Source organism: Actinosynnema sp. CS-041913 (assembly GCF_050942485.1).
Lineage (GTDB): Bacteria > Actinomycetota > Actinomycetes > Mycobacteriales > Pseudonocardiaceae > Actinosynnema.
The window spans coordinates 967,609-980,211 of the sequence record NZ_CP192037.1; the positions used below are offsets into that span (position 1 = coordinate 967,609).

The following is a 12,603-nucleotide window of genomic DNA, read 5'->3' on the forward strand; positions in this document are numbered from 1 at the left end:
ATGGCCGAGATCGTGCTGGACAAGGTGAGCAAGCAGTACCCCGATGGCGCAGTGGCCGTGCGGGACGTGGACATCGAGATCGCCGACGGCGAGTTCATCATCCTGGTGGGCCCGTCCGGCTGCGGGAAGTCCACGACGTTGAACATGATCGCCGGCTTGGAGGACATCACCGCCGGCGAGCTGCGCATCGGCGGCGAGCGCGTCAACGAGCGCGCGCCCAAGGACCGGGACATCGCGATGGTGTTCCAGTCCTACGCGCTGTACCCGCACATGACGGTGAAGGAGAACATGGCCTTCCCGCTGCGGCTGGCGAAGGTGGACGACGCGACGGTGGAGAAGAAGGTCCGGGACGCGGCGGAGATCCTCGACCTCATCCAGCACCTGGACCGCAAGCCGGCCAACCTGTCCGGCGGCCAGCGGCAGCGGGTCGCGATGGGGCGGGCGATCGTGCGCAGCCCCAAGGCGTTCCTGATGGACGAGCCGCTGTCCAACCTGGACGCCAAGCTGCGCGTGCAGATGCGGACGTCGGTGTCCCGGCTGCAGAAGCAGCTCGGCACCACCACCGTGTACGTGACGCACGACCAGACCGAGGCGATGACGCTCGGCGACCGGGTCGTGGTGATGCGCGGCGGCGCGGTGCAGCAGATGGGCGCGCCGCAGTACCTGTACGACCACCCGGCGAACCTGTTCGTCGCGGGGTTCATCGGCTCGCCGTCGATGAACTTCGTGCCGGCCGGGCTGGAAGGCGGGACGCTGCGCTCGCCGTTGGGCGACATCCCGCTCACCGACCGGGTGCGGGGGCTGCTGGCCGCCGCGGACGCGCCCCGCGAGGTGATCGTGGGCCTGCGGCCCGAGCACTTCGAGGACGCCCGGCTGGTGGACGAGTCGGTGCGGTCCGGCGGCGTCACGTTCACCAGCCACGTGGACGTGCTGGAGTCGATGGGCTCGGACAAGTTCGCGTACTTCAGCCTGTCGGGCGAACAGGCCACGTCGGCGGAACTCGCCGAACTGGCCGCCGACGCGGGCTCGGCCGACGTGCCCGGCGACGGCGTGTCGCTGGTGACGAGGCTGTCCGCGGCGTCCACCGCCACCGAGGGCGAGCAGGCCGAGATCTGGTTCGACGCCGACAAGGTGCAGCTCTTCGACCCCGGCACCGGACGCAACCTCACGTATTCCGGGGATTGAGCGGTTTCGGGGGCCATCCGACCGGCGCGGATGGCCCCCATTTGTCCTACGTCACGCGGAGTTACTGACCAGCCGGGACCATCGGTCGGACCGAACTCCATAGGCCATTCAGCGCAGCAAACGCGCAGTTCACCGCTTTCGTGCGGCGCTCGCTCCGGTCCATCTCCACCCTGGTCGAAGGCGGGGATAACCCCGAACAACGGCGTCGGGGCAGGGGAGACCGCCGAGCACAGAAGAGAGCGCGCGATGGGGATTCTTGACGGAAAAGCAGTCGTGATCACCGGTGCGGGGCGTGGGTTGGGAGAGGCCTACGCGATGCACGCGGCGCAGGCCGGTGCCGCGGTGGTGGTCAACGATGTCGATGCCGACCTCGCCGAACAAGTCGCGGAGCACATCCGGGGGTACGGCGGGCGGGCGGTGGCCAGCACCCACACGGTCGCTGACCCGACCGAGGCGGAGAAGATCGTCGGAATGTGCGTGACGGAGTTCGGCAGGCTGGACGGCTTGGTGAACAACGCCGGGTTGAACTACGAGACCCAGCCGTGGGAGGACGATCCCGACTCGGTGCGCCGAACGGTCGAAGTGAATCTGCTGGGTGTCATATACACCGGAATGGCCGCCATGCGGGTGATGCGTGAACAAGGCGGCGGTTCCATCGTGAACATTTCGTCCGGAGCGTTCTTCGGTCAGCGCAAACTGGCGACCTATGCGGCGACCAAGGGCGCCGTGGCGTCGTTGAGCACGTCCTGGGCGTTGGACCTGGAAGCCGAGGGCATCCGGGTCAACGCGGTCTGCCCGGTGGCCCACACCCGCATGGTGTGGAAGTCCGAGCGGTCACTGCGGGCGATCCCCGCCGACCGCACCCCCGGCAAGGTCGCGCCGCTGGTGCTGTTCCTGCTCAGCGACGCCGCCGAGGGCATCACCGGCCAGATCGTCCGGTGCAACGGCCGGCAGTTGCACCTCGTCGGGCACCCGTACTTCAAGCAGCCGATCCTGGAGAGCGACACCTGGGACACGACCTCGGTGAAGCGCGCCTTCGACGGCGTCCTGCAGGCCCACTTGGAACCGTTCGGACTGGAGAAGCGCATGCCGCCCCGGCTGCGCGAGTTGGTGGAGCCCGGCCAGACGGCCTGATCCGGGGCACGGGAAGTGTTGTCGGCTACCCCTGGGCGACACTTCCCGACCGGTGACTCCGCGGGCCGGTTTCGGCGCGATTCCCGCGTGTTCACTCAGTTGGGTGATCGCAGAATTGTCGTACCCCCCTGCCACCATCAATTCATGGGTACGCGCAAACCGAGGGTCACAGATTGGCGGCTGGTGGTGCAGTCGCGGTTGGACCGTGTCCGGGCGGATCTGGCCGCGCTGGGGCCGCCCGATCCGCTCGATCCGGAGAGTGCGCAGTGGCGTGCGGTGGCCGAGCAGGAGGCGGCCGTGGTCGAGGACATGATCACCCGGGAGGAGCCGCGGTGGCGTGCGGTGGCCTCGTGGTGGTCCGGGTGGCACATCGAGCGGGCGTGGCGGTCGCTGCACGAGGCCGAGATCGCCGTGGTGGCGGCGGGGAGCGGCTTCCTGGGGCGGTTACCCGGGTTGCGCGCGCGGGTCGCCGAGAACCTGGACGAGGACGATCCGCGTCGGCGCGCGTTGGAGGAGCTGCGGCCGGGCGAGTTCCCGTTGGCGATCGAGCGGGAGCTGGTGGTCGACGCGTTGCGGGCGGCGTTCGACCGGTCCGACTTCGCGCACGTCGGGTCTCGTGCGCTGCGGAACAAGCTGATCGCCGCGTCGGTGGTGTTGTTCGCGGTCAACACCCTGTTGGGGATCATCGGGCTGGCGAAACCGGGGCTGATCCCGATGTGCGTGGGGTCGGAACGGCTGCCGACGGTGTGCCCGTCGGGGAAGGCCGCGGCCGGCGCGGACGTGTGGCTGATCCAGGTGCTCGGGGCGTTCGGGGCGATCCTCTCGGCCGTCGTCCTGCTCCTGCGGCGGCGGCCCAGCCTCTCGCCGTACGTGATGATCGGGTACCAGGCCACGATCAAGATCCTGTTGGGTGCGGCGCTCGCGGTCATCGGCATCCTCGCGTTGGGTGCGGGGGTCACCACCGGGTTGATCGGGGTGGCTTCGCAGGCGGCGTTGTTGCTGTGGGCGGTGATCCTCGGGTACTCGCAGCAGGTGGCCACGCGCTTGCTGGACAGTTATGCCGATCGGGTGATGGATCAGGCTCGTCCATTGCCCAGATTGGAGGGGCAGCGATAGCGAATCGGTTCGTCGGTGGTCTTCGCTCGGGCGCGTGATCCCTCTGCGGTGTCGCTGTCGCGTGAATCCGATCGCGGCTACAGGTGATCCCGGTGGCTGGTGGTTGCTGTGGCCGGCGGGCTGTTGTGGCTGGTGGTTGCTGTAACTGGTGGTTGCTGTGGCTGGTGGTCGCTTTGTCGGTCAGCGGTAGATGAGGCCGGAGAGGCGCATGGCCAGTTTGCGGCGTACTACGGGCAGCGTGCCCAGGGCTCGTAGCACCGCGTTGCGGATCGGCCTCAGCTTGCGGTCGGCGGTCGCCAGGCGGGTCAGGCGGTCGGCGAAGGTGACGACCTGTTCGGCGACGGGCCTGCGGGTGGCCTCGTAGGTGTCGAGGGGCTGCTTGTCGCCGCGCAGCGCGTCGGCCAGGGCGTTGCCCAGTTGGACGCCGTCCTGGATGCCGGTGTTCATGCCCTGCCCGCCGGCGGGGGAGTGGACGTGCGCGGAGTCGCCGGCGAGGAGCACCCGACCTTCGCGGTAGGCCGAGGCGACCCGGTGGTGCACGCGGAACCGGGAACCCCAGACGACCTCGTGCACCTGTGCCTTGGTCCGCTCGGGGCCCCGGGTGTCCAGCAGGTGTTGGACGAAGTCGGTCGTCGGGTGTTCGGGGGCCTCGTCCACCGTGGCGACGATCCGGTGCACGCCGCCGGGCAGTGGCGCCACCACGACCATGCCCGCCGGGGAGAAGTACAGGATCACCTCGTCGGCGGGGAGGTCTCCGGTGAGGCGGACGTCGGCGAGGCTGAACGACTCGGCGTAGGTGCCGCCGGCGAAGCCGATGCCGGCCTGTTCGCGCACGGTGCTGTGCATGCCGTCCGCGCCGACCAGGTATGCCGCCCGGACGGTCTCGCCGTTGTCCAGGGTCGCCGTCACGCCCGACCGGTCCTGGATCAGCGTGGTGAGCGTCCGAGGGCGCAGGACCGTGCCGCCCAACGCGGTGAACCGGGCGAGCAGGGCTGCCTCGGTCTGCGCCTGGGACACCAGCAGCGTGTACGGGTACGCGGTCGACAGGTCGGTGAACCCGATCGGCAGCAGCACCCGGTCGCGGTCGCGGATGGTGAAGCGGCGGGCGTGGATGCCCTGGTCCACCAGGATGTCCGCGACACCCAGGGGTGCCAGCACCTCCAGCGTGCGGGCGTGGACGACGGCCGCACGGGACGTGTTCGCGCCCTCCGCCTGGTTGTCGATCACGGTCACCGCCACGCCGGACCGGGCGAGTGCGGTCGCGGTGGCGAGTCCGGCCGGGCCGGCTCCGACCACCAGCACGTCGGTCGTGGTCATCAGGTCCTCCTTCGAAGTCAACGGGTGTTGACTTCGAAGTTAGGGCCATGTCGACGGCCTTGTCAACGCTTGTTGGCCAACAAGCGTTGACAAGGCGTCGGGCAGTGGGTGCTAGCTGCGGCGGGACGTGCGGATGGCGTCGATCACAGTGGAGTCCCAGCGGTGGGTGCGGATGAGCCGGTAGCGCTCCGCCGCCACCCACATGTAGGCCTCGGTCTCGGTGCGGTCGCCGATCAGGTCGGCCTGGCGCAGCATGTCGACCACGGGCACGTACTCCTCCTGGTACCAGCGCAGGGCCACGGTCGGGCGGTCCAGGAAGGCGCCCTCGTCCTGCATCAGGCGGAACCCCCAGGCTTCGACGTGCTCGCCCAGTTCGGCGTAGTCCCACGGGTCGGAGAGCAGCACCGCCGCGCGGGCCTCGCCGGACAGCGGCACGCGTTCCAGGAACAGCCGCCGGTAGTCCTTGACGATCAGGTCGCCCCGGTGGCGGATGCCGTGCGCGTCGATGCGGGTCACGATCTCCGTCACGTAGGCGTCGATGACGGCCAGGCCGAGGGCGTGGGCGACGGACACGCGGTGGTGGCCGTCGTGGACGAAGTGCAGGTCACCGACCCGGTAGACCTCGATCGGCGGCACGGCCTCGCCCCGGCGGGCGGCCAGCGCCAACCGCTGCCACCGCTCGCGCACCCGCGCGGACGTGGGCCGGAAGCGCCGGTCGAAGTCGCGGGTGCGGTCGACGCTGCCCACGATCGAGTCCAGCCGGATGGTCTGGAGCCCCCGCCGCCGTTCGCTGAGATACCCCAGCGCCTCCACCACCTCGTGGAACGGCAGCATGATGTTCACGTCGTCCGGCTCGCGACGCAGCCACGTCGCCAGCCGGGACAGCACCTGCCGGCGACGGGCCCGCAGGAAGTCGTTCTCCGCGTCGGCGGCGGGGAACCCGGTGTCACGACGCATCGCCGTCCTCCTCTCGCCTCGACCCGGACCCGCCGGAAGCCCGCTCCCGCCGGTCCGGGGCCTGTTCCGGCACGTCCAGCACCTGGTAGCCGACCACGTTGACCACCCGGGTCCGCCCTAGCCGCCGGTCGGGTCTGGGCGTGCCGTGCGGGTGGATGTGCCCGTGCAGCAGCAGTGAGGGGTGCAGCCGGCGCACCGCCTCGTGCAGGCACGCGAAGCCCCGGTGGGGCGGGTCCGGCTCATCACCGCAGTCCAGCGGTGGTGAGTGGGTCAGGAGGAGGTCCACCGCCCGGCCGTCGCGCAGCCTCCGCCACGCCGCCAGCCGCACGACCCGGCGCATCCGCCGGGCCTGCTGGCGCTCGGTCCACTGGTTCGGCCCGGCGTTGTAGCGGATCGAGCCGCCCAGCCCGGCGATCCGCAGGCCCGCCACGTCCACCACCCGCCCGTCGGCGTTCACCCCGCCCGCCGGGCCCGGCCACCGGGACGGGATACCCGCCTTCGTCCACAGCCCGCGCACGTTCGCGTAGCCGGTCAGGTCGGCGTCGTGGTTGCCCGGCACGAACACGCACGGCCGGTCCAGCGCCGAGGACAGGAACTCCAGGTAGTCGAACGGCAGGTCACCCGCCGCGACGATCAGGTCGACCTCGTGCCGCCGCACCTGTTCGGTCCACAGCCGCTCGACCACCTCGTCCGCCACCGCGAGCACCTTCGGCATCCATCGAGCCTAAAGCCACTCGCGGCGGGCTACCCGTCGCCAGTGAAAGGGTGAAATGCGGGATTCCCCTGCTGCCGCACGGCAAAAATCGGACTAGCGTCCTGAGGGTGCTCGCCGAGCTGTTCCTCGACGCGGCCCGCGTCTGCCAGGACTACAGTCCGCTCACCCACACCCTGCTGGTGTCGGCGGCGGACGATCTGGTGCGCGGCGGCGTCACCGCGCAGGTGATGGCAGGCGCCGAATGCGACCGGAAGAGCACCGTGCCCGGCCTGCGGTTCGCCAGCGCCCTGCACCGCCTGGTGCTGGAGGGCCGCGCGCCCGGCCTGGCCAAGCACTACCCGACCGCCGGCGGCCAGCCGCACCTGCACACCCTGTGGGACGACGCCCTGCCCGTGCTGCGCGAGCACACCGACGACCTGCGGGCACTGGTCAGCTCGACCGTCATGCAGACCAACGAGCCGGGCCGCAACGCGCCGCTGTTCGGCGGCCTCCAGACGGCGACGCACCTGGCGGCGGGCGTGGTCGGCAGGCGCACGACGTTCCCGGTGCGGCTGCTGGAGGTAGGCGCGTCAGGCGGCCTGAACCTGCGCCCGCACCGCGTCGCGTACCGGGCCGGCGACGAGGTGTTCGGCGACGCGGGCAGCCCGTTCGCGCTCGACACGCAGTGGACCGGCCGGCCACCCGTCGACCTGTCGCACAATCTCCGCCTGGTCCGCCGGGCAGGCTGCGACCTCAACCCGGTCGACGTGTCCACCGAGGACGGGCGGCTGCACCTGTCGTCGTTCGTGTGGGCCGACCAGACCTGGCGGTGGGAACGCCTCCGCGCCGCCCTGGACCTGGCCCAACTCGACCCGGTGCCGGTCCAGCAGGCCACCGGTCCGGAGTGGCTGGCCGACCAACTGGCCCGCCCGGAACGCGACGTGCTGACGGTCGTGTGGCACTCGGTGGTGTGGCAGTACGTGTCGCCGGCCGACCGAGCCATGGGCCGCGCGATCCTGGCCGACGCGGCAGCCCGAGCGAAACCGATGGCGCCGCTCGCGCTCCTGGTCTTCGAGCCGCGGCGGGCTCACGAGGACGGCGGGTACGAGTTCCAGCTCTTGCTGAAGCTGTGGCCGAGCGGCATCTCACTGCGCCTGGGCTCGGGCGCGGGCCACGGCGTCCCCTTCACCTGGGACACCCAACCCTGGAACTAGACCCCGCCACACGCCACGAACCCACAACTCGCCGCGAACGCGCAACTCGCCGACCGAACCCGCAACTCGCCGACCCAACACGGCGACTGCCCGTCCGGAACCCACAACTCGCCGCGAACGCGCAACTCGCGCGCCGTGAACCCGCAACTCGCCGCGAACCCGCAACTCGCTCTCAGTCCGCGACTCGCCGCGAAAGCGCAACTCGCCCCAAATCCGCGACTCGCCAGCGGTGGAAGCGCTCTCACTCGGCGAGTTGGGGGTTCGCGGCGTCGGAGGCGTGTGTTCGAGGCGAAGGAACCGCGGCGCGCCCGGCCGAATAGGGGGCGGCCGTGGCGGGCACGTGTACCCAAGCGCGTTCGTCGACCTCCTTGCGCACCACGCGAACAGGACGGTAGTCGGCGGTTCGCAAGCCCTTGTACCCGTGTCGCACCACGGCCCGGTGCACGTCGTCCGACACGATCACCACCAGATCGGCCGCCGGCGACTGCCGCTGTGCCCGGTACAGCGCGGGGCTGTCCACGAGTCGGCACGCGGTGTTGAGGTCCGTCCCCACCCAGCCGTACGGGTCGCGCACCAAGTCGCCCGCGTGCACGGCCATCCGCAGTCGCACCCGCGAGGAAGCCGGCACCCGCCCCAGACCGAAGACGAGCAACTGCACCAACGGGTCCAGCAAGTCCACTTTGGACACCGACGGCGGCACGAGCAGGATCAGCCCGTCGCCCCGGTCCTCCACCACGAGTCGCCACCACGGCACGCCCGCCGCGCGGAAAGCCCGGCGCACCACGGTGTGCAGGGTTTCCCGCGCGCGCACCTGCGCGCGGTTGTCCAGCCGGCCGTAGCCGGCGATGTCGAACACCACGATCGAGCGGTGCAACGGGCCGCGCAGCCTGATGTCCATGTCCCCACCTCCGCGCAGGACGTGGGCCGGCCGGGCGTGATCTCCCCTAGTTGCCGTTCGCGATCAGCAGCGTCACCGTGGCGAGCCAGCCGATGAGGAACGCCAGGATCCAAAAGCGCAGGTTGGTCAGCATTCTGGTCATGTCGGAACATCCCGTCGGGGTCGGGGGGACTGGGGGCTACAGCCAGCGGTTCCGACGGAATATTCGGTAGAGCGTCAGGCAGGCGACCAGGATCACGGTGATCACCATGGGGTAGCCGTACTTCCAGCGCAGCTCCGGCATGAAGTCGAAGTTCATGCCGTACACGCCGACCACCATGGTCGGCACCGAGATGATCGCGACCCACGACGAGATCTTGCGCATGTCCGAGTTCTGCTGGAGCGTGATCTTCGCCAGCGTCGCGTTGACCAGCGTGGTCAGCAGCTCGTCGAAGTTGATCACGCGCTCGGACACCTCGGTGAGGTGGTCGTCGACGTCGCGGAAGTACGAGCGCACCTGCTCGGGGATCAGCGGCGTGTACCCCTCGGCGAGCCTGCGCAGCGGCACGGCCAGCGGCATCACCGCGCGGCGCAGTTCCAGCACCTCGCGCTTCATCAGGTAGATCTGGTCGGCGCTGACCCGGCTGCGCGGCGCGAACACCAGCGCTTCCATCTGGTCGATGTCGTCCTCGATGTGGTCCGTCACCTCGAGGTAGTTGTCGACCACGTGGTCGGCGATCGAGTACAGCACGGCGGCCGGGCCCACGCGCAGCTTCTCGGCGTCCTCCTCCAGCTCGCGGCGGACGGCGGCCAGGCCCGAGTGGTTGCCGTGCCGGACCGTGACCACGAAGTCGCGGCCGAGGAAGACCATGATCTCGCCGCTCTCCACGATCTCGTTGGCCGTGTCCGGGGACGCGTTCTGCACGTACCGCACGGTCTTGAGCACCATGAACAGCGTGTTGTCGTAACGCTCCAGCTTGGGCCGCTGGTGGGCGTGCACGGCGTCCTCGACGGCCAGCTCGTGCAGCCCGAACGTGTCCGCGACGCCCTGGATCTGCTCCTCGTCCGGCTCGTGCAGGCCGATCCAGACGAACCCGTCGCCGCGCTTGCGCACCTCGTCCACGGCGTCCGTGTGCGACCAGCGGCCGGGCAGGCGGGCACCGTCGACGTACACGCCGCAGTCGACCACGTACGCCGACAGCGGCACGGGGATGGGCACCGCCGGTCGGTCGCGATCGGGCACGCGGCCTCTCAGGCCGCCTAGCGAGGGCAAGCTGGGCACGGGTCCTCCAGGCAGGGGAGCGTCGACTTGCGGACCAAATGACGACGGCACGTCCCCGACCGGACAGCGCTGGGCCTAGCTGCGAAAAGCCGACCCTCCGCGGAGGACGCGCGAGGTACTCGCAGGATGGGGGTCATTACTCATCGGTAGCCCTCACCTCCTCGGGTCGGTCGTCCGTGGCGGTGGAGTCGCTCACAGACCAGTTGCCGAGGGTACTCCTCCCGCGTTCACACTGTCGTCCCGGTCATGAGGGTTCTCGATCACAAGCCCTCGACCACGAAGCCAACGGAGGCGTGCGGTGCAGTTCGGGCGTTACTACGAGGAGTTCGAGGTCGGCGCGGTCTACAAGCACTGGCCGGGGAAGACGGTCACCGAGTACGACGACCACCTGTTCTGCCTGCTGACCATGAACCACCACCCGCTGCACATGGACGCGCACTACGCGGCGGAGACCACCGACTTCGGCAGGAACGTGGTGGTCGGCAACTACATCTACTCGCTGCTGCTGGGCATGTCCGTGCCGGACGTGTCGGGCAAGGCGATCGCGAACCTGGAGGTCGAGTCGCTGCGGCACATCAAGCCCACTTTCCACGGCGACACCATCTACGGTGAGACCGAGGTGCTCGACAAGACCCCGTCGAAGTCGAAGGACGACCGCGGTGTCGTCTACGTGGAGACCCGCGGCTACAAGCAGGACGGCACGGTCGTCTGCGTGTTCCGCCGGAAGGTGATGGTGCCCAAGCGGTCCTACGGCGACAGCCGTGGTGGCGAGCAGCCGGGCCGCCCGGAGCCTTCCGCCGGCTGAGCCGCGAGGTGGGTGGAGCCGGCTGAGCCGCGAGTGGGGCGGAGCTAGCTGAGCCGCGAGTGGGTGGAGCCGGCTGGGCCGCGAATTTGGCGGAGACGGCTGAACCTCGGATCGGGTAGGAACGGCTGAACCGGAGTCGGACGAAGGAGTGACGTGACGTCGCTGGAGCTGGTGCGACAGAGACTGGCCCGGTTCGCCCAGCGGGAGGCGGACGGCTCCCCGCTCTACCAGCACCTGGGCGCGCACGCCGCCGACGATCCCGAGGTCGCCGGCCTGCTCACCGCCGCCCCGGAGCAATTCGCGCACGCGACCCTGCTCCTGGCGGCGGCGCACCGGCTGGTGCAGGCCGAGCCGTTCCACGAGCTGTCGAACTACTACCCGTCGCTGGGCGGCACGTACGGGGCGGACGAGCAGACCTGGCCGCTGTTCCGGTCCTTCGTGCTGGACCGGGCGGAGCGGATGCGGGCGCTCATCTCGTCCCGGCCCACCCAGACCAACGAGGTGGGCCGGGCCGCGCTGCTGTACCCGGCGATCGCGATGGTGAAGGGGCCGGTCGGGCTGCTGGAGGTGGGCTGCTCGGCCGGTCTGCTGCTGGGGCTCGACCAGTACGGGTACCGGTACCAGACCGAGCAGGCCGGGCCGCTGGCCGCCGGGCCGGCCAAGGCGGCGCTGGGGCTGCACTGCGCGCTGGAGCTGGCGCCGGGCGCGGACCTGCCCAAGATCCCCAAGTCGGTCAAGGTGGCGGCCAAGGTGGGCCTGGACCGCGCGCCCGCCGACCTGACCGACGAGGACACCTACGCGTGGCTGGAGGCGTGCGTCTGGGCCGACCAGCCGGAGCGGCTGCGGCTCTTCGGCGTGGCCGCGACCGTGCAGCGCAAGTCACCGCCCGAGTTCGTGCCCGGTGACGCCGTGGCCGACCTCGGCAAAGCCGCCGCGCGGCTGCCCACCGAGCTGCCGCTGGTGGTGCTGACCAGCAGCGTGCTGTCGTACGTGCCGGGCGGGGACTTCGTGCGGGCGCTGGCCGCGCTGGACCGCCCGGCGTGGTGGGTCAGCCACGACTCGTACGCCGAGGGCCTGGCGCACGTGCTGCCCGGCCGGGACGACCTGTCCGGTGGCGGGACGCTCGGGCTGGTGCGGTTCGAGGACGGCGAGGTGGTCTCGGCCAAGGCGCTCGCCAAGACCGGGCTGCACGGCCAGCGGCTGGTCTGGCTGCCCTGAACGGAGACTTGACCAGCCGTGAACAGGGCCTGAACATGCCTGGTGTCGCGCCACGATCGGGCGAAGCCGCTCACGTCCGGGGGAGCTGTCCCCACGCCCGGAGCGCCTCCCGGAGGCCCTCCGCGAGCGGAAGTGTGGCCAAGATCGCAGCCGTCGCCCACTGTGCGTCGACCGCGTCGTCCCCCGCTCGGAGCACACCGGATCGCACCTGGCAGGCGTAGTCGTAGATGTCGTAGAGGCCGTCTGCCGCCGGTCGGGTGACGTTCCCCAGCAACGCGCCCACTGTCACGGAGAGTCCTGTCTCCTCGCGGATTTCGCGCTCCACGGCCTGCTCATCACCCTCGCCGGGCTCGACTCGTCCACCTGGTACCGACCACCGTCCCTCACCTGGGGGATTCCTCCTCCGCACGAGTAGTAGTCGCCCGTTCGAGTCATGGACGACGCCGCCGACACAGCGGATCAAGGGAACGCGTTCGGCCGTCACGGTGACTCACGGTAGCCACCCCGGAACGGCGGTGCAGGCCGCTACCCCAGGTGCGGTACAAAACTCCCAAGGTGCCGCGCTGTGCGGTACAACGGTTTTCACTGGCGCCAAACGGGTGCGGGTAGCGAACGGGGTTGATCACCGTGAATCTGAAGAAGATTCTCACTTTCGCCGGGGTCGGCTTGCTCCTGTTCTTCCTCATCGCGGAGCCGCAGCAGGCGGCTCAGCTTGTGCAGAACATCCTGAGCACGCTGCGGGAAGCTGCTGAGGCGCTCATCACCTTCGTGAAACAATTGTTCTGAGTCGCCCGGCTCCTCCCT

13 protein-coding genes are annotated in these 12,603 nt (G+C 70.1%); 7 read left to right on the plus strand and 6 right to left on the minus strand.

Annotated elements, in window-relative coordinates; translation table 11 throughout:
- The 3 genes from ACQPZF_RS04805 (at position 1) to ACQPZF_RS04815 (ending at position 3,435) form a co-directional block, all read left to right on the plus strand.
- Entirely contained in the window at positions 1-1,185 is a 1,185-nt protein-coding gene (locus ACQPZF_RS04805) for an ABC transporter ATP-binding protein (protein ID WP_433268671.1), read from the plus strand.
- 246 nt (positions 1,186-1,431) lie between these two features.
- On the plus strand, positions 1,432-2,319 hold the full coding sequence (locus ACQPZF_RS04810) for an SDR family NAD(P)-dependent oxidoreductase (RefSeq protein ID WP_433268673.1): 888 nt from the start codon (positions 1,432-1,434) through the stop codon (positions 2,317-2,319).
- Positions 2,320-2,463: 144 nt separating this feature from the next.
- A complete protein-coding gene (locus ACQPZF_RS04815; protein ID WP_433268675.1) occupies positions 2,464-3,435 on the plus strand; it encodes a hypothetical protein in 972 nt (323 codons plus the stop codon).
- Between the two features lie 180 nt (positions 3,436-3,615).
- Here the strand turns inward: ACQPZF_RS04815 and ACQPZF_RS04820 are convergent, their stop codons facing one another.
- The 3 genes from ACQPZF_RS04820 to ACQPZF_RS04830 form a co-directional block, all read right to left on the minus strand.
- Positions 3,616-4,752 (minus strand): FAD-dependent oxidoreductase, encoded by a 1,137-nt coding sequence (locus tag ACQPZF_RS04820; RefSeq protein WP_433268677.1) that lies wholly within the window; start codon positions 4,750-4,752, stop codon positions 3,616-3,618.
- 111 nt (positions 4,753-4,863) lie between these two features.
- Complete coding sequence (locus tag ACQPZF_RS04825; RefSeq protein WP_433268679.1) at positions 4,864-5,709, minus strand: chromosome partitioning protein ParB; 846 nt, start codon at positions 5,707-5,709, stop codon at positions 4,864-4,866.
- Positions 5,699-6,424 carry a metallophosphoesterase family protein gene (locus tag ACQPZF_RS04830; RefSeq protein WP_433268681.1) on the minus strand — a complete coding sequence of 242 codons (726 nt, stop codon included), beginning with the start codon at positions 6,422-6,424 and terminating at the stop codon, positions 5,699-5,701. Before ACQPZF_RS04830 ends, ACQPZF_RS04825 begins: the two co-directional genes overlap by 11 nt.
- Positions 6,425-6,531: 107 nt before the next feature.
- Here ACQPZF_RS04830 and ACQPZF_RS04835 point away from each other — a divergent pair, with 107 nt between their 5' ends.
- On the plus strand, positions 6,532-7,617 hold the full coding sequence (locus tag ACQPZF_RS04835; RefSeq protein ID WP_433268683.1) for a DUF2332 domain-containing protein: 1,086 nt from the start codon (positions 6,532-6,534) through the stop codon (positions 7,615-7,617).
- Positions 7,618-7,858: 241 nt separating this feature from the next.
- Here the strand turns inward: ACQPZF_RS04835 and ACQPZF_RS04840 are convergent, their stop codons facing one another.
- Together ACQPZF_RS04840 and corA are read right to left on the minus strand one after the other, a co-directional pair.
- Positions 7,859-8,515, minus strand: a complete 657-nt coding sequence (locus ACQPZF_RS04840) for a hypothetical protein (protein WP_433268685.1) — start codon at positions 8,513-8,515, stop codon at positions 7,859-7,861.
- A 178-nt stretch (positions 8,516-8,693) separates the two neighbouring features.
- Entirely contained in the window at positions 8,694-9,776 is a 1,083-nt protein-coding gene (gene corA, locus ACQPZF_RS04845) for a magnesium/cobalt transporter CorA (RefSeq protein ID WP_433268687.1), read from the minus strand.
- A 298-nt stretch (positions 9,777-10,074) separates the two neighbouring features.
- Between corA and ACQPZF_RS04850 the strand changes: the two genes are divergently transcribed.
- Together ACQPZF_RS04850 and ACQPZF_RS04855 are read left to right on the plus strand one after the other, a co-directional pair.
- Positions 10,075-10,581 carry a MaoC family dehydratase gene (locus tag ACQPZF_RS04850; protein ID WP_433268689.1) on the plus strand — a complete coding sequence of 169 codons (507 nt, stop codon included), beginning with the start codon at positions 10,075-10,077 and terminating at the stop codon, positions 10,579-10,581.
- Positions 10,582-10,734: 153 nt separating this feature from the next.
- On the plus strand, positions 10,735-11,799 hold the full coding sequence (locus tag ACQPZF_RS04855; protein WP_433268691.1) for a DUF2332 domain-containing protein: 1,065 nt from the start codon (positions 10,735-10,737) through the stop codon (positions 11,797-11,799).
- A 70-nt stretch (positions 11,800-11,869) separates the two neighbouring features.
- Here the strand turns inward: ACQPZF_RS04855 and ACQPZF_RS04860 are convergent, their stop codons facing one another.
- Positions 11,870-12,283 carry an NUDIX hydrolase gene (locus ACQPZF_RS04860; protein ID WP_433268693.1) on the minus strand — a complete coding sequence of 138 codons (414 nt, stop codon included), beginning with the start codon at positions 12,281-12,283 and terminating at the stop codon, positions 11,870-11,872.
- Positions 12,284-12,426: 143 nt separating this feature from the next.
- Between ACQPZF_RS04860 and ACQPZF_RS04865 the strand changes: the two genes are divergently transcribed.
- Complete coding sequence (locus tag ACQPZF_RS04865) at positions 12,427-12,585, plus strand: hypothetical protein (protein ID WP_433268695.1); 159 nt, start codon at positions 12,427-12,429, stop codon at positions 12,583-12,585.
- Positions 12,586-12,603 lie beyond the last annotated feature (18 nt).

What these genes read in the sequence shown, in the direction of transcription:
- ACQPZF_RS04805 (WP_433268671.1), top strand. Translation starts at nt 1, where the DNA reads ATGGCCGAGATCGTGCTGGACAAGGTGAGCAAGCAGTACCCCGATGGC.
- ACQPZF_RS04825 (WP_433268679.1), bottom strand. Translation starts at nt 5,709, where the DNA reads ATGCGTCGTGACACCGGGTTCCCCGCCGCCGACGCGGAGAACGACTTC.
- ACQPZF_RS04810 (WP_433268673.1), top strand. Translation starts at nt 1,432, where the DNA reads ATGGGGATTCTTGACGGAAAAGCAGTCGTGATCACCGGTGCGGGGCGT.
- ACQPZF_RS04830 (WP_433268681.1), bottom strand. Translation starts at nt 6,424, where the DNA reads ATGCCGAAGGTGCTCGCGGTGGCGGACGAGGTGGTCGAGCGGCTGTGG.
- ACQPZF_RS04820 (WP_433268677.1), bottom strand. Translation starts at nt 4,752, where the DNA reads ATGACCACGACCGACGTGCTGGTGGTCGGAGCCGGCCCGGCCGGACTC.
- ACQPZF_RS04840 (WP_433268685.1), bottom strand. Translation starts at nt 8,515, where the DNA reads ATGGACATCAGGCTGCGCGGCCCGTTGCACCGCTCGATCGTGGTGTTC.
- ACQPZF_RS04815 (WP_433268675.1), top strand. Translation starts at nt 2,464, where the DNA reads ATGGGTACGCGCAAACCGAGGGTCACAGATTGGCGGCTGGTGGTGCAG.